The sequence below is a fragment of the Dermatophilaceae bacterium Sec6.4 genome, from assembly GCA_039636865.1.
GTDB lineage: Bacteria > Actinomycetota > Actinomycetes > Actinomycetales > Dermatophilaceae > Allobranchiibius.
The window spans coordinates 1,552,324-1,569,233 of record CP144172.1 but is presented as its reverse complement, the minus strand read 5'-3'; the positions used below and the strand labels follow the sequence as shown (position 1 = coordinate 1,569,233).

Genomic DNA, 16,910 nt, shown 5'->3' with positions numbered 1-16,910 from the left:
GGAGCTGATTGCCGGGGATAGCGAATGTGCCTATCGTTGCATTGTGAGTGAATATGATGACGGACTCGTGGTCTGCACCGAGGACGCGTTGGTGATCCGCAGGTACTACTTCCCGCTGGCGAGCAGCAAGACCATTCCCTACTCCAAGATCCACTCGATCGAATCGCGCCCGGCAAGTCGGGGCCGCGTGTGGGGCACCGGTAACTTCGTCGACTGGCACAACCTCGACGTGGGACGTCCCAGGAAGAAGACAGCCCTGGCTATCAACCTCGGTCGGCACATCAAGCCCGTCGTCACTCCGGACAACCCCGGCGAGGTCATCAGGGTGCTCGCACGTCACGGCGTCAAAGCTTCGAACTGATCGTCGTCCCCGATAGCGAAAAGACCGTCATGACGCAACCGCGACCCCCTCTTCCTCCTTTCGATGAGGACAGCGCACTGCACAAGGTGCAAGGCGCTGAGGACGCCTGGAACACCTGCGACCCGGGGAAGGTCGCGATGGGCTACTCCCAGGACTCGGTGTGGCGAAATCGCGGGACTTTCGTCACCGGGCATCAGCAGATCATCGAGCTGCTTCGGGACAAGTGGTCACGCGAGTTGGACTATGCGCTGCGCAAACAGCTGTGGTCCTTCTCCGGCAACAGAATCGCGGCGCGCTACCAGTACGAAAGTCGCGCTGCATTAACCCCCGCACCTCCCACCTTTTGGACTTGCTGAACGGGGCACATGTGCCCCGTTCAGCAAGTCCAAATCGCGAGATATCAGGGTGTCGCGCGGCTGAGGGCGACCACGATGAGGACTGCTACGCCGAACGCCGCACCGATGTAGGCGATGACGCCGTGCCAGCCTGCCCCGGAGTAGGCGAAACCGGCGACTGCGCCCAACACCGAGCTGCCCGCGTAGTACGCCAGCAGATAGAGCGAGCTGGCCTCTGCGCGGTGCTCATTCGCGATACGGCTGACCCACCCGCTCGCGACGGCATGTGCCGCGAAGAAGCCCGCGGTGAAGAACAGCACCCCCGCCAGAACGACCGGCAACCTCGTCGTCCAGGTCAGCAGCAGCCCTATCAGGGCTACGAGCTCAGCGCATATCAGGACAGAGGCACGACCGAAACGGTCCGACAACCGTCCGGCTGCGGCTGCGGAGACGGTCCCGGACAGATACATCAGAAAGACCAGACCGACCACCGTCTGCGACAAATTGAACGGGCCGGCCAGCAGCCGGTAGCCGAGCAGGTTGTAGAGCGAGACGAAGCCGCCCATCAGCAGGAACGCGGTCGCGAAAAGAGCCACCAGGCGAGGGTTCCGCAGGTGTCCCAGCACCGCGCGGGTCGTCGTCCGTAGGCCGACCGGTTGCGGGCGAAAATACACCGACGGCGGCGCAGAGCGAATGAAGATCAGCGTGAACACCACGCTCACCAGCGCGGCTGCCTCCAGCGCCCACTGCCACGTGGACAGATCAAGTGTCAACGCAGCGATGATGCGCCCCGCCAGGCCACCGATGGTCGTGCCGGCAATGTATCGACCCATTGCTGCACCGAGATCACCTGCGTGTACTTCCTCCGCGAGGTAGGCCATCGCGGTAGCAGGCACCCCCGCGAGCGCGACGCCCTGCACCGCCCGCAACGCGATGAGTACCCCGAAAGAGCCCACCCAGGGCAGCACCAACCCGACGATCAAGCTGAGTAGGGCCGACGCCGTCATCACCCTGACCCGGCCGAACTTCTCGGAAAGAGCACTCGCCGGGATGACCGCCAATGCCAGCGCACCGGTCGTCGCCGACACGGCGAGCGCCGACCCGGCAGGCGACACGCCAAAATCTTCGGACAGCGCAGGCAGGACGGCCTGCGCGGCGTACATCGCAACGAAGGTCGTCATACCGGCCGCGAAGAGGGCCAGCGTGATCCGCCGGTAGCCGGGCTCCCTACGACGGTAACCGGCTGGTGTCGGCGCTGTGCCTGCAACCATCCCGCTCAGCCTCGTCCTGCATTTGGACATGCCGGGCGGGGCATATATGCCCCGCCCGGCATGTCCAAAACGCGGAGGGTGGTCGTCAGCGGGCCCAACCGAGGTCGGGTGAGACTGTGGATTCGTCGGCATCGGGCAGCTGAGCCATCGTCCGAGCGCTGTCCTCGAACTCGCCCGCGGCGTCCCGCAGCTGACCCAACTGGGCAGGCCAGATCGTCGCGGTCGTCGTTGCCAACTCGTCGCGGGACCACCACCGGCTCGCGGTCATGGTGATCTTCTCCTCCTGCGTGTGCCCGGAGGTGTCGACCTCGAACGCATCGACGTACGCCGCAAAAAAGGTGTCGTGCTGGTTGATGACCACGTCGGAGTAACCGTGCCGCACCCGCCGCGCCGCGAGCGGCCCGATCAGAGCGGTCGCGTCCAGCAGCAAACCGGTCTCCTCGTGCACCTCACGGATGGCCGCTACGACATCGGACTCGCCGGCCTCGATTCCGCCACCGGGGGTGATCCACCAGGTGACACCGCTGACCCCCGGGTCCCGGTCGGAGAAGAGCAGCACCCGCTCTGCTCGGTCGATCAGCAGAACCCGCGCGGTGCGTCGCGTCCGTAGCGGTCGCTGCTGCGGCGGAACCGCCCGCAGGGTGCGGGTCGGCTCCTGGCCGGATGGGTCAGCCGGCACAGGCAGGACCAGCCGCGACCTCGCGCAATACCGGCGCACCGATACTCGGCATTCCGAGAGCGACGGCCGGCTTGTTGATCGCGCCCGGCGTCGCGCCGTCCTGCAGTGCTGCCCACGCATCGCCGCCGGCGGTGCGGCGCACGGAGTAGGCGCCGCCCTCGACACCGGAGTCGGCCACCAGGTGGTGGGGGGCTGCGTAGGTGACACCAACGGTGACCATGTCACCTGGTCGGGCCCGCTCCGCGCCCTCCGGCACCGCAAAATGCACCAACCGGTTGTCCTGTGCGCGACCGGACATTCGCCCGCTCGCAGCGTCTTTACGACCTTCGCTCGGTGAAACCAGGACCTCCACCTCGCGGCCGATCATCCGCTTGTTCTCTGCCCAGGACACTTCCTCCTGGAGCGCGACCAGCCGCATGAACCGCTCCTGAACCACTGCTTTCGGAAGCTGATCGGGCAGCTCTGCCGCCGGTGTGCCCGGTCGGATCGAGTACTGGAAGGTGAACGCGGAGGAGAACCGTGCCTCTCGAACGACCCGCAGGGTCTGCTCGAAATCCTGCTCCGTCTCACCAGGGAAGCCGACGATGATGTCGGTGGTGATGGCCGCCTCGGGCATCGATGCGCGGACCCGGTCGATGATGCCGAGGAACTTGGCCGATCGATAGGACCGGCGCATGTCTTTGAGTACCTTGTCCGAACCGGACTGCAACGGCATGTGCAGGGACGGCATGACGTTGGCAGTTTCCGCCATCGCGTCAATGACATCGTCGGTGAAGGCCGCCGGATGCGGCGAGGTGAATCGCACGCGCTCCAAGCCCGTGATCTGCCCGCAGGCCCGCAGCAACTTGCCGAACGCGAGGCGGTCGCCGAACTCCACGCCGTAGGTGTTCACGTTCTGACCCAGCAGCGTGATCTCCACGACTCCCTGGTCGACCAGCGCCTGCACCTCGGCCAGGACATCCCCCGGCCGACGGTCCTTCTCCTTACCGCGCAGAGCAGGCACTATGCAGAAGGTGCAAGTGTTGTTGCAGCCCACCGAAATCGATACCCAGCCGCTGTAGGCCGAATCGCGTCGGGTCGGCAACGTGGAGGGGAAGGTCTCCAACGACTCGAGGATCTCCACCTGCGCCTCGGCGTTGTGGCGGGCCCGCTCCAACAGGACGGGCAGCGATCCGACGTTGTGGGTGCCGAAGACCACGTCGACCCAGGGTGCGCGCTCGACGATCGTGCCCTGGTCCTTCTGCGCCAGGCAGCCGCCGACCGCGATCTGCATTCCGGGGTGCACGTCTTTGACCGCTTTGAGCGCTCCCAGGTTGCCGTACAGCTTGTCGGAGGCGTTCTCGCGCACCGCGCAGGTGTTGTAGACCACCACATCGGCCGCCTCCGGCTGTTCGGCCGAGGCGAGGGTCATCCGGTCGACATACCCTGCATGCTCCAGCAGACCGCTGATCCGCTCGGAGTCGTGGACGTTCATCTGGCACCCGTGGGTGCGGACCTCATACGTGCGCATAACGCGGTCCAGGATACGGCGTGTTGCGCGGGCCTCCTGTCGGCCTCCTGCCAGGCCGTGGTCGACGAGGGCAGCCGGCCGCAGCGCAGATCAGACGGCCTTGCCGGGATTGAGAATGCCGTGCGGGTCCAGGGCTGCCTTGACGGCGCGCTGCATGGCCAGCACCTGCGGGCCGAGTTCGCGCTCCATCCCGGGTCGTTTCAGCAGACCGACCCCGTGCTCACCGGTCACCGTGCCACCTGCTGCCAATGCGGCGTCGATGATGGCAGTGAACGCCAGCTGCGCGCGCTCCTTCGCAGCGACATCGCCGCGCTCGATCAGCATCAGCGGGTGCAGATTTCCGTCACCGGCGTGCGCGATGTTGGCGATCCTGATGTCATGCCTGATGCCGATGTCAGCAACGTCCTGCAGCATCTGCGGTACGGCTGCCTTCGGCACGCACACGTCCTCGGTGAGCACCTCCCCCAGCCGTTCCAGCGCCGGGTAGGCCAGCCGCCGCGCCGCCATCATCGCCTCCGCCTCCTCTGCGTCGGCGGCTTCCGCGGTAAAGGTGGCGCCCGCCGCAGCGAACACCTCACGCATCGCGAGCGCACCGGCCGAGCCCGCCTCGCCGCCGTCATCGATCCGGCCGATGAGGACGACGTTCGCCTCCGCACCGATGCCCAGATGCGCGTATTCGTCGACTGCCTCAAGGGTCGTTCGATCGACCAGTTCCAAGGCTGCAGGCGTCAGCCCACACAAGGCGACAGCCCGCACAGCTTCGCCCGCCGCGACCAGGTCGTCGAAATAACCGATCACGGTGTGCCCGGGATCTGGCAGCGGTAGCAGACGGACGGTGATCTCGGTGATGATGCCGAGGGTGCCCTCGGATCCGACGAACAAGCTCATCAGGTCCAGCCCGGACACCCCCTTGGCGGTCCGGCGTCCCAACCGGACGATGTCGCCCGTGCCGGTGACCACCTGCAGTTCACGCACGTAGTCGCGGGTAACCCCGTACTTGACGCAGCACATACCGCCGGCGTTGGTCGCGACGTTTCCGCCGATCGTCGACCACGGTGAGCTGGCCGGGTCGGGGGGATACCAGAGTCCGTGCTCCGCAACGGCCTTGCGCAGGTCGTCGTTGATCACTCCCGGCTCCGCGACCGCAAGTCGCTCCAGCGGGTTGACCTCCCGTACTGCGTTCAGCTGATCCAAGGAGATCACCACGCATCCGGCCAGCGAGTTCGCGCCGCCGGACAGGCCGGTGCCCGCACCTCGCGCGACCACGGGGATGCGGTGCTCGAGCGCCCACCGGACGACTATCTGCACGTCGGCGGCGCTGCGCACCCGGACCACCGCCATGGGCATCTCGTACGGTGCCCACTCCGCCTCGTCATGCACGTAGCTCGCCATCAGATCCAGATCGCTGAGCACGACCCTGGGGTCGAGCATTCCGCGCAGTGCGTGCAGCGCCTCGGCAACGTCAGTCATCTGCCCGACGTTACGCTGCTGAGCGGCCCGCCCGGGTCAGTCGGCCCAGGTCAGTCGGCCCAGGTCAGTCGCGCTGGTGCTCGGGAGCATCGGCAACGGCTTCCCGGATCACCGACCACGACATCGACGACGAATAACCCTTGCGCGCCAACATGCCTGCGAGGCGACGAGTTTGAACCAGGGCATCGAGACCGTGCATCGATCGCATCTTCTTGGCCACCAGCGCGTGAGCGCGGGCCCGCTCGCTCTCGTCATCGATCTGCTCAAGTGCCTCCTGGGCCACGTCGTCGTCCACGCCCTTACGGCGAAGCTCCTGCGCCAACGCCCGACGGGCCAGCCCGCGGCCCACCTGTTGGGAGCGCACCAGCATCCCCGCATACGCCGCGTCGTCGACCAACCCGACGTCCTGCATCCGATCCAGGACCACCTTCGACACCTGCTCGTCGCACCCTTTGGCGACGAGCTTGTCTTCCAGGTGGCGACGGCTTCGCGGGGCCATCGTGAGCTGTTGCAACACAATGGCCCGCGCGACGTCATGCGGATCCGACGCGCCGTCGCCTGCCGGACGGGGCGAGGACATTCCCCGCGACGTCATCTTTAGAAGTCGACCGGCACCTCGGCCGGCGCCGCAGCCTTGGCCGGTGCGACTGCCCCTGCCGACACCACAACCTCGGCAGGCTTGTCGACCTGCGGGCCGATACCGAGCTTCTCTTTGATCTTCTTCTCGATCTCGTCACTCAGGTCGGGGTTGTCCAGCAAGAACTTGCGGACATTCTCCTTGCCCTGTCCGAGCTGGTCGCCTTCGTAGGTGTACCAGGCTCCGGATTTGCGGACGAAGCCCTGCTCCACGCCCATGTCGATCAGGCCACCTTCACGGGAGATGCCGTGTCCGTACAGGATGTCGAACTCGGCCTGCTTGAAGGGCGGAGCCACCTTGTTCTTGACCACCTTGACGCGGGTGCGGTTACCGACGGGGTCGGTGCCGTCCTTCAGCGTCTCGATGCGGCGCACGTCCAGCCGCACGGACGCGTAGAACTTCAGCGCCTTGCCACCGGTAGTGGTCTCCGGCGAGCCGAACATCACGCCGATCTTCTCGCGCAGCTGGTTGATGAAGATCGCGGTCGTGCCGGTGTTACTGAGAGCGCCGGTGATCTTGCGCAGCGCCTGGGACATCAGTCGGGCCTGGAGGCCGACGTGGCTGTCACCCATCTCGCCCTCGATCTCCGCACGCGGCACCAGGGCAGCGACGGAGTCGATCACGATGATGGCGATCGATCCGGAGCGGATCAACATGTCCGCAATTTCCAGCGCCTGCTCGCCCGTGTCGGGCTGACTGACCAGCAGCGAGTCGATGTCGACTCCGAGCTTCTTGGCGTATTCGGGATCGAGCGCGTGTTCGGCGTCGATGAACGCAGCGATACCGCCCGCCCGCTGGGCGCTGGCGACCGCGTGCAGCGCAACCGTGGTCTTACCACTGCTCTCCGGGCCGTAGATCTCCACGACCCGACCGCGCGGGAGCCCGCCGATACCGAGGGCCAGGTCGAGCGCGATCGAACCGGTCGGGATGACGTCGATCGGGGGACGGACGTCCTCGCCCAGGCGCATCACGGAACCCTTGCCGTGCGCCTTCTCGATCTGGGCCATGACGGCTTCGAGGGCCTTTGCTTTGTCTCCGGGCTTGGGACCGGCTGCTACTGGGCTCATCGGGTGCTTCTCTCTGCTCGCGGTGGATCGCGCCTACAGGCGACCTTCTCCTCAACGCCTCGTGCGATGACGTTGGATCTGGTCAGACGCTAAGCGCCGCCACCGACAGCCGCCGCACTTGATCCAGCACGTGTGGATGAGCGACTCCCCGGTGGGGCACCTGTGGAAACTCTAGACCACACCCCGAACACGCGTACGAAGCGACACGCGCCACAGTCAGCGGGGAGCCGGCAGATCCCGACCCAGCCAGCGGTCCGGCGGCACATCCATGTCCTTGCAGAGTGCCTGCCACACGTCGCGCAGGTTTTCGCCCTCATCGATCGCCTGATCGGCGGTGCGATCGGCGAGCGCGTAGATCGAGTGGGATCTCGCCAGCACCCGGGCGTATCCGGAGCCGAACTCCTCATCCATCAGTCGCCAGAATTCGCTCACTCGCACCCGCTCAGTGTGTCAGTGAGTCACGGTCGCTGATCCGGTGCGTGCGGCGGGTGACGCACGCCATACTGCAGTGATGCGCCTCATCATCGCTCCCGATGTCCCCGATTCCCCTGCCCGCGTCCAGGAACCACAGTCACCGCCTGTCCGCGTCGGACTGGTCCAGCATGCGTGGGATTGCGACCCGGTACGGCTCGCGCAGACCCTGCACGCGGCCATCGGGCAGGCGGCCGAGACAGGTGCGAAATTCGTGTTCCTGCCCGAGATCACCCTCTCGCGCTACCCCGCCGACACCTTGCCCACCGGCACCCCGAGCGACACGGCCGAAGACCTGGTGAGCGGCCCGACCATGCAGCTGGTGCAGCGGGCAGCGCGCGAGTTCGGCGTCTACGTGCACTCATCTCTCTACGAGCGTGCCGACGCCGAGGACGGCCGCGGGTTCAACACCGCGATCCTGGTGGCGCCCGACGGCGAACTGGTGCAGCGCACCCGCAAGACCCACATCCCGGTCACCGCCGGCTACTACGAGGACAAATACTTCCGCCCCGGTCCGCCGCAGGACGCCTACCCGGTCGCCGTCGTGCAGGACCCCGATATCAAAATCGGCTTGCCGACCTGCTGGGACGAGTGGTTCCCGGAGGTCGCGCGGTCCTACGCGCTCGCGGGCGCCCAGCTGCTGGTCTACCCGACAGCTATCGGCTCCGAGCCGGACCACCCGGACTTCGACACCCAGCCGCTGTGGCAGCACACGATCGTCGCGCATGCCATCGCCAACGCACTCTTTGTGATTGCGCCCAACCGCTGCGGCAACGAGGGCCTGATCACCTTCTACGGCAGTTCGTTCATCGCCGACCCGTACGGCCGGGTGCTCGTCCAGGCTCCCCGCGACGAGGAGGCGGTGCTGGTCGCCGATCTCGATCTGGGGCAGTGCAGGGACTGGCTGGATCTGTTCCCCTTCCTCGCGACCCGCAGACCGGACACCTACGCCGCACTGGCGGCGCCGGTGACGTCCGAGCACGCGCGGACGGTGCAGCAGTGAATACCGCTGGCGGATGGGTGATGCCGCCGGAGTGGGCACCTCACGAGCGCACCTGGATGGCGTTCCCGACCCAGGGATACACCCTCGGCGACACGGCCGAGGAGGCCGGTGCCGCCCGGCGCACCTGGGCTGCGGTGGCCAACGCGACCGTGGCGTTCGAGCCGGTGTCGATGGTGGTGGCACCGGCCGACGTGCAGATCGCCCGCGACCTGCTCGATCCGGCGGTCGAACTGCACGAGGCGCCCTTGAACGACGCCTGGATGCGCGACATGGGCCCCTCGTTCGTCCGATCTGCGGATGGAACCCGGCTCGGCGCCGTGGACTGGATCTTCAACGGGTGGGGCGCGCAGTCCTGGGCGAGCTGGGAGCACGACGAGAAGATCGGGCGCTTCGTGGCGGGACTCGCCGGCGCAGACGTCATCTCCTCCCCGCTGGTCAACGAAGGCGGCGGATTTCACATCGACGGCGAGGGCACGGTCCTGCTGACCGAGACCGTGCAGTTGGACCCCGGCCGCAACCCGGACGCGACCAAGGAGTCGATCGAGGCCGAATTCACCCGGTGTATCGGTGTCGACACGTTCATCTGGCTGCCCCGCGGGCTGACCCGCGACTATGACGACTTCGGCACCCGCGGGCACGTCGACATCGTCGCGACCTTCCCCTCGCCCGGCGTCGTGCTCGTGCACCATCAGGAGGACAACTCCCACCCCGACTACGCCGTCAGCGAGCAGCTCATCGAGAGCCTGCGCGGCGCGGTCGACTCGGCGGGACGCACGGTCCGGATCGTGCCGATCCCTGCGCCGGCGACCCTGACCGACGAGGAGGGCCCGGTCGACTACAGCTACGTCAACCACCTGGTCGTCAACGGCGGCGTCATCGCGTGCACCTTCGACGACGCCCATGACGACCGCGCCCTGGACGTGCTGCGACAGGTCTACCCCGGCCGTGAGGTTGTCGGCGTGGATGCCCGTGAGCTGTACGCCCGTGGCGGCGGCGTCCACTGCATCACCCAGCAGCAGCCCAGCCTCGGGTGACCCCCCTGCACCTCCATCCCCTGGTCGTCGCCTGAACGGCTGTCGGTGGCGGATGGCAGTCTTGAGCACGCGATGAGCACCAGCAAGAGCACAGCCAAGAGCACAGCCGATGTCCTGGACCGGTTCTCCCCGATCACCCGGGCGTGGTTCACGGGCACGTTCAGCGAGCCCACGACCGCGCAGGTCGGTGCGTGGGACGCGATCTCCAGCGGGGCCCACACGCTCGTGGTCGCGCCCACCGGCTCCGGTAAGACGCTGTCCGCTTTTCTGTGGGCGCTGGACCGGATCGCCACGCAGGCCGTGCCGGAGGATCCGCAGAAACGCTGCCGGGTGCTCTACATCTCTCCGATGAAGGCACTGGCCGTCGATGTCGAACGCAACCTACGCGCGCCGCTGGTCGGCCTCAAACACGCCGCAATACGCCTCGGCGAACAGCCGCCCGAGGTGACGGTCGCCGTACGCTCGGGCGACACCCCTGCGCAGGAACGCCGTGCCTTCACCCGCACCCCCAGCGACGTGCTCATCACCACCCCGGAGTCGCTGTTCCTGCTGCTGACCTCGGCTGCTCGCGAGACCCTCACCGGTATCGAGACCGTGATCCTGGACGAGGTGCATGCGCTTGCCGGCTCCAAACGTGGTGCGCACCTGGCCGTGTCCCTGGAGCGGCTGGATGCGTTGCTCGACACCCCCGCGCAACGGGTGGGACTCTCCGCCACGGTTCGACCTGTCGAGGAGGTCGCCCGGTTCCTCGCCGGCGGCCGGCCGGTGACCTGTGTCCAACCACCGTCGACCAAGAAGTGGGACCTCGACGTCGTCGTCCCCGTACCCGATCTGGCTGAACTGGGCCAGGTCACCCAGGATCTGAGCGGTGCCGCAGCCGGCCCCCGCGAGCGCAGCTCGATCTGGCCACATGTGGAAGAACGCATCGTCGACCTGATCACCACCCACCGGTCCACACTGGTCTTCGCCAACTCTCGGCGGCTCGCCGAGCGACTGACAACCCGCCTCAACGAGATCTGGCAGGAACGCACCGCCGAATCGGCCGATACTGCCGACGATCAGGCGTCGCGCCCACCGGCCCAGATGATGGCGCAGGCAGGCAGCGCCCGCGGTGCGCCCGCCGTACTCGCCCGCGCCCACCACGGGTCGGTGAGCAAGGAGCAGCGCGGCGAGATCGAGGACGCACTCAAGACCGGCGCACTGCCGGCTGTGGTCGCCACCAGTTCCCTGGAGCTCGGCATCGACATGGGGGCGGTCGACCTCGTGATCCAGGTGGAGTCCCCACCCAGTGTCGCGAGCGGGTTGCAGCGGGTCGGGCGTGCTGGGCACCAGGTCGGTGCCGTCAGTCACGGCGTGGTCTTCCCCAAATTTCGCGGCGATCTCGTGCAGACCGCTGTCGTCGTCGAGCGGATGCGCAGCGGCGGCATCGAGGCCCTGAAGGTGCCGTCCAACCCCATCGACGTGCTGGCTCAGCACATCGTCGCGATGTGCGCGATGGATGAGTGGAACGTCGAGGAGCTCTACGCACTGGTGCAACGAGCAGCACCGTTCGGCACGCTGGCGCGCACGGTGCTGGAGTCGGTGCTCGACATGCTCTCGGGTCGGTATCCCAGCGAAGAGTTCGCCGAGCTACGACCGCGCATCGTCTGGGACCGGGTCGGCGCGACCCTGACCGGTCGTCCCGGCGCGCAACGACTCGCGGTCACCAGCGGCGGCACGATCCCCGACCGCGGGCTGTACGGCGTGTTCCTGGCCGGCGGCACCGGGCCCGGGCGTCGCGTGGGTGAGCTGGACGAGGAGATGGTCTACGAGTCGCGGGTCGGTGACCTGTTCACCCTCGGCACCAGCACCTGGCGGATCGAGGACATCACCCACGACCAGGTGCTGGTGACGCCTGCCCCCGGCCAACCGGGAAAGTTGCCGTTCTGGAAGGGCGACTCGCTGGGACGGCCGGTCGAGCTGGGCGCCGCGGTAGGTGCCTTCGTCCGCGAGGTCGGTGCCCTGCCCGACGACAAGGCACATGAACGGGTGCGCGCCGCGGGCCTGGACCAGTGGGCCGCGGACAACCTGATCGCCTACCTGCGCGATCAGCAGGAAGCCACCGGCCACCTGTCCCACGACCGCCAGATCGTCGTCGAGCGGTTCCGGGACGAACTGGGCGACTGGCGGATCGTGATCCACTCACCCTTCGGCGCCGGGGTACACGCACCCTGGGCACTCGCGATCGCGGCTCGGATGCGGGAGCGGTTCGGCCTGGAGGTGCAGGCCATGCACGGCGACGACGGCATCGTGCTGCGGCTGCTCGACCTGGATCTCGACGAGGGCGAGCAGTCGTTGGGCAGTGCGTTGATGGAGATCATCGCCCTCGACCCCGATGACGTACATCAGCTGGTCACCGAGCAGATCGGCGGATCGGCACTGTTCGCAGCGCGCTTCCGCGAGTGCGCGGCACGTGCCCTGCTGCTGCCCCGACGGCAGCCGGGTAAGCGGCAGGCGCTGTGGCAGCAACGCCAACGAGCGTCGCAACTGCTGGAGGTCGCCAGCCGCTATCCGTCGTTCCCGATCGTGCTGGAGGCGGTGCGCGAGTGCGTACAGGATGTCTTCGACGTGCCGGGCCTGACTCAGCTGATGCGCGATATCGGGGCACGCAAGGTGCGCATGGTGCAGGTCGACACACCGCGACCCTCACCGTTCGCGGCGAGTCTGCTCTTCGGGTACGTCGCACAGTTCCTCTACGAAGGCGACTCCCCACTCGCCGAACGTCGTGCCGCCGCGCTCTCGCTCGACCCGTCGTTGCTGTCGGATCTGCTGGGAACCGCCGAGGGTGCCTCGCTGCGCGATCTGCTGGACCCGCAGGTCGTCACCGACACCGGGCAAGAGCTGCAACGCCTGGCGCAGAACCGTCGCGCACGAAACATGGAGGATGTCGCCGACCTGCTGCGGGTGCTCGGCCCACTCACCGTCACCGAGGTCACCGCCCGCAGCGAGAGCACCATCGGCGAGGTCCAGGGGTGGCTGACCGAGCTCATCCAGACCCGGCGGGTCATCGAGCCCTCCTGGGGTGGAATTGTGCGGTACGCCGCCATCGAAGACGCATCCCGCCTGCGCGACGCACTCGGCGTTGCCCTGCCACCCGGCGTGCCCGGTGTCTTCCTCGAACCGGTCAACGACCCGCTCGGGGAGCTGCTGTCGCGCTACGCCCGCACGCATATCCCGTTCACCGTCATGGAAGCCGCCGAGTCGTTCGGTCTCGGTCGCGCAGTGGTCAACGACGGCCTGCGGCGCCTCGTGGGTGTCGGCAGGTTGGTGGAGGGCGAGTTCAGGCCCGGCGTGCAGTCCGGCGAGGGCGCGCTGGAGTTCTGCGACCGCGAAGTGCTGCGGATCCTCAAGCGGCGCTCGCTGGCATCGCTACGGGCAGAGGTCGAACCGGTGCCGGCAGTGGAATTCGCGCGGTTCATGCCCTCCTGGCAAGGCATCCAGGGGCGCGCCCGGGGTGTCGATGGCCTGCTGCGCGCAGTGGAACAGCTTGCCGGGGCCCGGGTGCCCGCCAGCGCGCTGGAGACCCTGGTGCTGCCGGCTCGGGTCGTCGGTTACACCCCGGCGCTGCTGGACGAGTTGACCAGTGGTGGTGAGGTGCTCTGGCAGGGGCACGCAGCACTACCCGGCGACGACGGATGGGTGTCCCTGCATCTGGCGGAGACAGCCCACCTCACGCTGGCACCGGCCGATACGACGCTCGAGCTGGCACCGACCCACCTCGCTCTGATCGAAGCGCTCGGCGCGGGCGGCGCCTACTTCTTCCGGTCACTCTCGGACGCGGTGGGCTCGACGAACGACACCGAGTTCATCACCGCTCTGTGGGATCTGGTGTGGGCCGGACGAATGACCGGCGACACTCTGACTCCGGTACGCGCCCTGTTGGCCGGCGGCAAGACGGCCCACAAGGCCCGTACGTCCGGCCCACGGCGCACGCGGTATGCCCGACCCGGCTCCGGTCTGCGCGCGATGGGCGCTGCCCGCCCGGCAATGCCGGTCCGCGGTGGTCCGCCAACCGGCGCGGGGCGGTGGTCCGCGCTGCCCGCTGCAGACACCGACGCGACCTTGCGCGCGCTCGCGACCACCGAGGTGCTGCTGGACCGCTATGGCGTGGTGACCCGTGGATCGGTGGCTGCCGAAGGGGTGCCGGGTGGGTTCTCGGTCATCTACAAGGTGCTGGCTTCGGCTGAGGAGACCGGACGGGTGCGACGTGGATACTTCGTGGAAGGTCTGGGCGCGGCCCAGTTCGCCACCTCCGGCGCGATCGATCGGCTCCGCGCGGGAACCAAACCGATCACCTCGCACCGCAACCCGTGGGATCCGCCGGCGCCGAGCGAGGCAGCGCGCGCGGTCGTCCTGGCCGCTGCCGACCCTGCCAACCCGTACGGCGCGGCACTGCCCTGGCCCGAATCCGGTGGCGGACACAAACCGGGCCGCAAAGCCGGTGCTCTCGTGGTGCTGGTGGACGGGTCGTTGGCCCTCTACATAGAGCGCGGCGGCAAGTCGCTGCTGAGCTGGTCCACCGAAGAATCCGAACTCCAAGCCGCGGCGGACGCGCTCGTACTCGCCGTCCGCGAAGGCGCACTGAGTGGAATTACCGTGCACACTGCGGACGGCGACGCCGTACTCGGTGCCGACTCACCGCTGACCGCTGCACTACAGACCGCGGGGTTCCATACGACACCCCGCGGCCTGCGACTACGACGTTGACCAACGCGGCAGTTGATCAACGCCCTCGTCGATCAATGCCTCAGCTGTTCGACATTCCAACGCGCTGGGTCAGCCCGACTTACGGCGGAACATCTGCTGGGTTCCCCCAGTTTCCGCATCGTGTTTTCCCGCTGCTTTGGAGCGACCACTGCGATCGGGGGCATTGGGCCCACCGTGCGCGTGCTTCTTGTCCAGCGCCTCACGGAACTTGCGCCGCATCTCCTCATCCGGTCCGTTCTGCGGGTCCTTCGCGTTCGGCTCTTTCGACTGCGATTCCTGCGTCATCGTGTCCTCCTGCTGCATCGGTGCCCGAACATGCCGCAACGATGCGCGGCGCGGCACTCAGCTTCACATACCTGCGCTGAGCAGGACCATCCTATTTCGACCCCCGCAGCCGGCCGGCACCGTCGGCAACTACGTTCGAACGTATGCCGGAGGGAGATGTGGTGTGGAAGGCCGCCCAACGGCTCGATGCGGCGCTGCGGGGTGAACCACTCGCAGGCGCGGAGCTGAGGTGGCCCAACATCGGGGACCGCCCGCTGCACGGCATGGTCACGACCGGCGTGCACAGTCGTGGAAAACACCTGCTGCACCGACTTGATTCGGGACTGACCATCCACTCCCACCTGCGGATGGAGGGATCGTGGCGGGTGCGTCCCACCTCTTCGGTCACCCCGCGCTTTGCCCGGGCTGGCGACATCCGGGCCCTGCTCGCCACCGACACCTGGGCTGCGGTGGGGTGGCGGCTCGGAATGCTCGATCTGATCCCCACGTCGGGCGAACACCGGCTCGTGGGACATCTTGGCCCGGACATCCTGGGCCCGGACTGGGATCCGGACCAGGCAGTGAGCCACCTCGCCCGCGCGCCGCAGGTGCCGATCGGTGCGGCGCTGCTGGACCAACGCAATCTCGCCGGGATCGGCACCTTCTTCGCGGCGGAGGCCCTCTTCGCCCAGCGGATGCCGCCGTGGCAGCCCGTGGGAGAACTGGAGCACGCGCAACTACGCGAACTGGTCGACGTCGCCCACCGGCAACTCGAACATTCAGCACATCACCCGAACCGGTCGCTCACCCAACGCACCGGGCTGCAGGACGACAACTACGTGCACGGACGCAGCGGCCTGCCGTGCGAACGGTGCGGCCGCCAGATCCGGGTGGCCATGATCGGACAGCCACCGCAGGACCGCACCATGTTCTACTGCCCCACCTGTCAGGGCGGCCTGGGGCCTACCGACGACGGGAAAAAGCAGCGACCGCTGGGCCGTTGAGGCTGCGTTCTCGAGAAGTTGTGTGAACGGGTGCGCCTCATGGAGCGCGCCCGTTCACACAACTTCCGCGACGAGGCGGTCAGGTTGCGGTCAGGCTGCAGAGACGACCGGGGTCGCAGGCTTGTGCATCGGCAGCGGCACCGGCGCAGACACGGCTTCGGCTGCAGCGACCCGCTCGGACACCTGAGAAAGGGCGATCGAGAGCGGGATGCCGAGCGCCGAGCACACCGAGGAAAGCAACTCCGAGCTGGCTTCCTTCTCGCCGCGCTCGATCTCACTGAGGTAGCCGAGCGATACCCGAGCGGCTGCCGAGACCTCACGCAGCGTCCGGCCCTGCTCCTGACGCTCGTCGCGCAGGACATCACCGAGTTCGCGTCGTAGCAAGATCATGAGCGCCTCCCAGGTGTCCGCATCGAGATGTCGTGCAACAGATATCGAAATGTCGAGCCGTGACTATGTCGTGCTGGCTTCAGCCTAACCAATGCCTCACGCAGCCCTGACCGTGCACACAGACTTTGCCCACAGACACCATGACCGCGCAACAATTCAGCCGGGCGAATTAGTCCTCGCACCGGTTTCTTCCAACGCGGTGGCCAGCAGCTCGAGCACTGCGCTCGTACACCGTTCGCGCACCGCGGCGCGGTCGCCGAACAGGTCCAGCTGTTGCACTTGCGACCAGCCCGGACTGCACACCGCGATGAACGCGCGACCGACGGGCTGCCCGTCCTGCGGCGCCGGACCCGCAACACCTGTGGTGGCCAGACCCCAGGTCGCTGCAAGCACCCGGCGCACGCCGGCCGCCATCTGCATCGCCACCTGGGCCTGTACCGCGCCACCGCGGGCCAACAGGTCGGCGTCGACGCCGAGCACGCTGGACTTCAGATCGGTCGCATAGGCGACGACTCCCCCTCGCACCACCTCGCTCGCGCCGGGCACCCCCACCAGCGCTGACACCACGAGCCCGCCGGTCAGCGACTCGGCTACGGCAACCGTCGCTGAGCGCAGTCGCAACGCGTCGATCAGCTCTGCCGGCTCGAACATCGGCGTCGACCTCATCG

At 67.5% G+C, this 16,910-nt stretch carries 16 protein-coding genes; 6 read left to right on the top strand and 10 right to left on the bottom strand.

Going from position 1 to position 16,910, the window contains the following annotated elements; genetic code table 11:
• Positions 1-43: 43 nt before the first annotated feature.
• A complete protein-coding gene (locus V3G39_07705) occupies positions 44-361 on the top strand; it encodes a hypothetical protein (GenBank protein ID XAS77905.1) in 318 nt (105 codons plus the stop codon).
• A gap of 29 nt (positions 362-390) precedes the next feature.
• The gene (locus V3G39_07700; GenBank protein ID XAS77904.1) at positions 391-717 is read left to right on the top strand and encodes a DUF1348 family protein; all 327 of its coding nucleotides are present in this window, start codon (positions 391-393) and stop codon (positions 715-717) included.
• Positions 718-761: 44 nt separating this feature from the next.
• Here V3G39_07700 and V3G39_07695 read toward each other — a convergent pair whose 3' ends face one another.
• The 7 genes from V3G39_07695 to V3G39_07665 all read right to left on the bottom strand — a co-directional run bounded on the left by V3G39_07695 (position 762) and on the right by V3G39_07665 (position 7,768).
• A complete protein-coding gene (locus tag V3G39_07695) occupies positions 762-1,967 on the bottom strand; it encodes an MFS transporter (GenBank protein XAS77903.1) in 1,206 nt (401 codons plus the stop codon).
• Positions 1,968-2,052: 85 nt separating this feature from the next.
• On the bottom strand, positions 2,053-2,646 hold the full coding sequence (locus V3G39_07690) for an NUDIX domain-containing protein (GenBank protein XAS77902.1): 594 nt from the start codon (positions 2,644-2,646) through the stop codon (positions 2,053-2,055).
• Entirely contained in the window at positions 2,636-4,156 is a 1,521-nt protein-coding gene (miaB, locus tag V3G39_07685; protein ID XAS77901.1) for a tRNA (N6-isopentenyl adenosine(37)-C2)-methylthiotransferase MiaB, read from the bottom strand. Before miaB ends, V3G39_07690 begins: the two co-directional genes overlap by 11 nt.
• A 90-nt stretch (positions 4,157-4,246) precedes the next feature.
• The gene (locus V3G39_07680) at positions 4,247-5,626 is read right to left on the bottom strand and encodes an FAD-linked oxidase C-terminal domain-containing protein (protein ID XAS77900.1); all 1,380 of its coding nucleotides are present in this window, start codon (positions 5,624-5,626) and stop codon (positions 4,247-4,249) included.
• Positions 5,627-5,690: 64 nt separating this feature from the next.
• Complete coding sequence (locus V3G39_07675) at positions 5,691-6,221, bottom strand: regulatory protein RecX (GenBank protein XAS77899.1); 531 nt, start codon at positions 6,219-6,221, stop codon at positions 5,691-5,693.
• Between the two features lie 2 nt (positions 6,222-6,223).
• The gene (recA, locus tag V3G39_07670; protein XAS77898.1) at positions 6,224-7,330 is read right to left on the bottom strand and encodes a recombinase RecA; all 1,107 of its coding nucleotides are present in this window, start codon (positions 7,328-7,330) and stop codon (positions 6,224-6,226) included.
• Positions 7,331-7,546: 216 nt separating this feature from the next.
• A complete protein-coding gene (locus tag V3G39_07665) occupies positions 7,547-7,768 on the bottom strand; it encodes a DUF3046 domain-containing protein (GenBank protein XAS77897.1) in 222 nt (73 codons plus the stop codon).
• Positions 7,769-7,841: 73 nt separating this feature from the next.
• Between V3G39_07665 and V3G39_07660 the strand changes: the two genes are divergently transcribed.
• The 3 genes from V3G39_07660 to V3G39_07650 all read left to right on the top strand — a co-directional run bounded on the left by V3G39_07660 (position 7,842) and on the right by V3G39_07650 (position 14,584).
• The gene (locus V3G39_07660; protein XAS77896.1) at positions 7,842-8,804 is read left to right on the top strand and encodes a nitrilase-related carbon-nitrogen hydrolase; all 963 of its coding nucleotides are present in this window, start codon (positions 7,842-7,844) and stop codon (positions 8,802-8,804) included.
• Between the two features lie 20 nt (positions 8,805-8,824).
• The gene (locus V3G39_07655) at positions 8,825-9,838 is read left to right on the top strand and encodes an agmatine deiminase family protein (GenBank protein XAS78203.1); all 1,014 of its coding nucleotides are present in this window, start codon (positions 8,825-8,827) and stop codon (positions 9,836-9,838) included.
• 72 nt (positions 9,839-9,910) lie between these two features.
• Positions 9,911-14,584 carry an ATP-dependent helicase gene (locus V3G39_07650; protein ID XAS77895.1) on the top strand — a complete coding sequence of 1,558 codons (4,674 nt, stop codon included), beginning with the start codon at positions 9,911-9,913 and terminating at the stop codon, positions 14,582-14,584.
• Positions 14,585-14,653: 69 nt separating this feature from the next.
• On the opposite strand, the gene V3G39_07645 is transcribed toward V3G39_07650, so the two are convergent.
• Positions 14,654-14,869, bottom strand: coding sequence for a DUF5302 domain-containing protein (locus tag V3G39_07645; protein ID XAS77894.1), 216 nt, complete (start codon positions 14,867-14,869; stop codon positions 14,654-14,656).
• Between the two features lie 143 nt (positions 14,870-15,012).
• On the opposite strand from V3G39_07645, the gene V3G39_07640 reads away from it, so the two are divergent.
• Positions 15,013-15,852 (top strand): DNA-formamidopyrimidine glycosylase family protein, encoded by an 840-nt coding sequence (locus tag V3G39_07640; GenBank protein ID XAS77893.1) that lies wholly within the window; start codon positions 15,013-15,015, stop codon positions 15,850-15,852.
• Between the two features lie 90 nt (positions 15,853-15,942).
• Here V3G39_07640 and V3G39_07635 read toward each other — a convergent pair whose 3' ends face one another.
• On the bottom strand, positions 15,943-16,242 hold the full coding sequence (locus V3G39_07635) for a helix-turn-helix transcriptional regulator (protein ID XAS77892.1): 300 nt from the start codon (positions 16,240-16,242) through the stop codon (positions 15,943-15,945).
• 156 nt (positions 16,243-16,398) lie between these two features.
• The gene (locus V3G39_07630) at positions 16,399-16,908 is read right to left on the bottom strand and encodes a nicotinamide-nucleotide amidohydrolase family protein (protein XAS77891.1); all 510 of its coding nucleotides are present in this window, start codon (positions 16,906-16,908) and stop codon (positions 16,399-16,401) included.
• Positions 16,909-16,910 lie beyond the last annotated feature (2 nt).

What these genes read in the sequence shown, in the direction of transcription:
- V3G39_07630 (XAS77891.1), bottom strand. Translation starts at nt 16,908, where the DNA reads ATGAGGTCGACGCCGATGTTCGAGCCGGCAGAGCTGATCGACGCGTTG.
- V3G39_07695 (XAS77903.1), bottom strand. Translation starts at nt 1,967, where the DNA reads ATGGTTGCAGGCACAGCGCCGACACCAGCCGGTTACCGTCGTAGGGAG.
- V3G39_07660 (XAS77896.1), top strand. Translation starts at nt 7,842, where the DNA reads ATGCGCCTCATCATCGCTCCCGATGTCCCCGATTCCCCTGCCCGCGTC.
- miaB (XAS77901.1), bottom strand. Translation starts at nt 4,156, where the DNA reads ATGCGCACGTATGAGGTCCGCACCCACGGGTGCCAGATGAACGTCCAC.
- V3G39_07650 (XAS77895.1), top strand. Translation starts at nt 9,911, where the DNA reads ATGAGCACCAGCAAGAGCACAGCCAAGAGCACAGCCGATGTCCTGGAC.
- V3G39_07700 (XAS77904.1), top strand. Translation starts at nt 391, where the DNA reads ATGACGCAACCGCGACCCCCTCTTCCTCCTTTCGATGAGGACAGCGCA.
- recA (XAS77898.1), bottom strand. Translation starts at nt 7,330, where the DNA reads ATGAGCCCAGTAGCAGCCGGTCCCAAGCCCGGAGACAAAGCAAAGGCC.
- V3G39_07655 (XAS78203.1), top strand. Translation starts at nt 8,825, where the DNA reads ATGCCGCCGGAGTGGGCACCTCACGAGCGCACCTGGATGGCGTTCCCG.
- V3G39_07675 (XAS77899.1), bottom strand. Translation starts at nt 6,221, where the DNA reads ATGACGTCGCGGGGAATGTCCTCGCCCCGTCCGGCAGGCGACGGCGCG.
- V3G39_07645 (XAS77894.1), bottom strand. Translation starts at nt 14,869, where the DNA reads ATGACGCAGGAATCGCAGTCGAAAGAGCCGAACGCGAAGGACCCGCAG.
- V3G39_07635 (XAS77892.1), bottom strand. Translation starts at nt 16,242, where the DNA reads ATGATCTTGCTACGACGCGAACTCGGTGATGTCCTGCGCGACGAGCGT.
- V3G39_07680 (XAS77900.1), bottom strand. Translation starts at nt 5,626, where the DNA reads ATGACTGACGTTGCCGAGGCGCTGCACGCACTGCGCGGAATGCTCGAC.
- V3G39_07640 (XAS77893.1), top strand. Translation starts at nt 15,013, where the DNA reads ATGCCGGAGGGAGATGTGGTGTGGAAGGCCGCCCAACGGCTCGATGCG.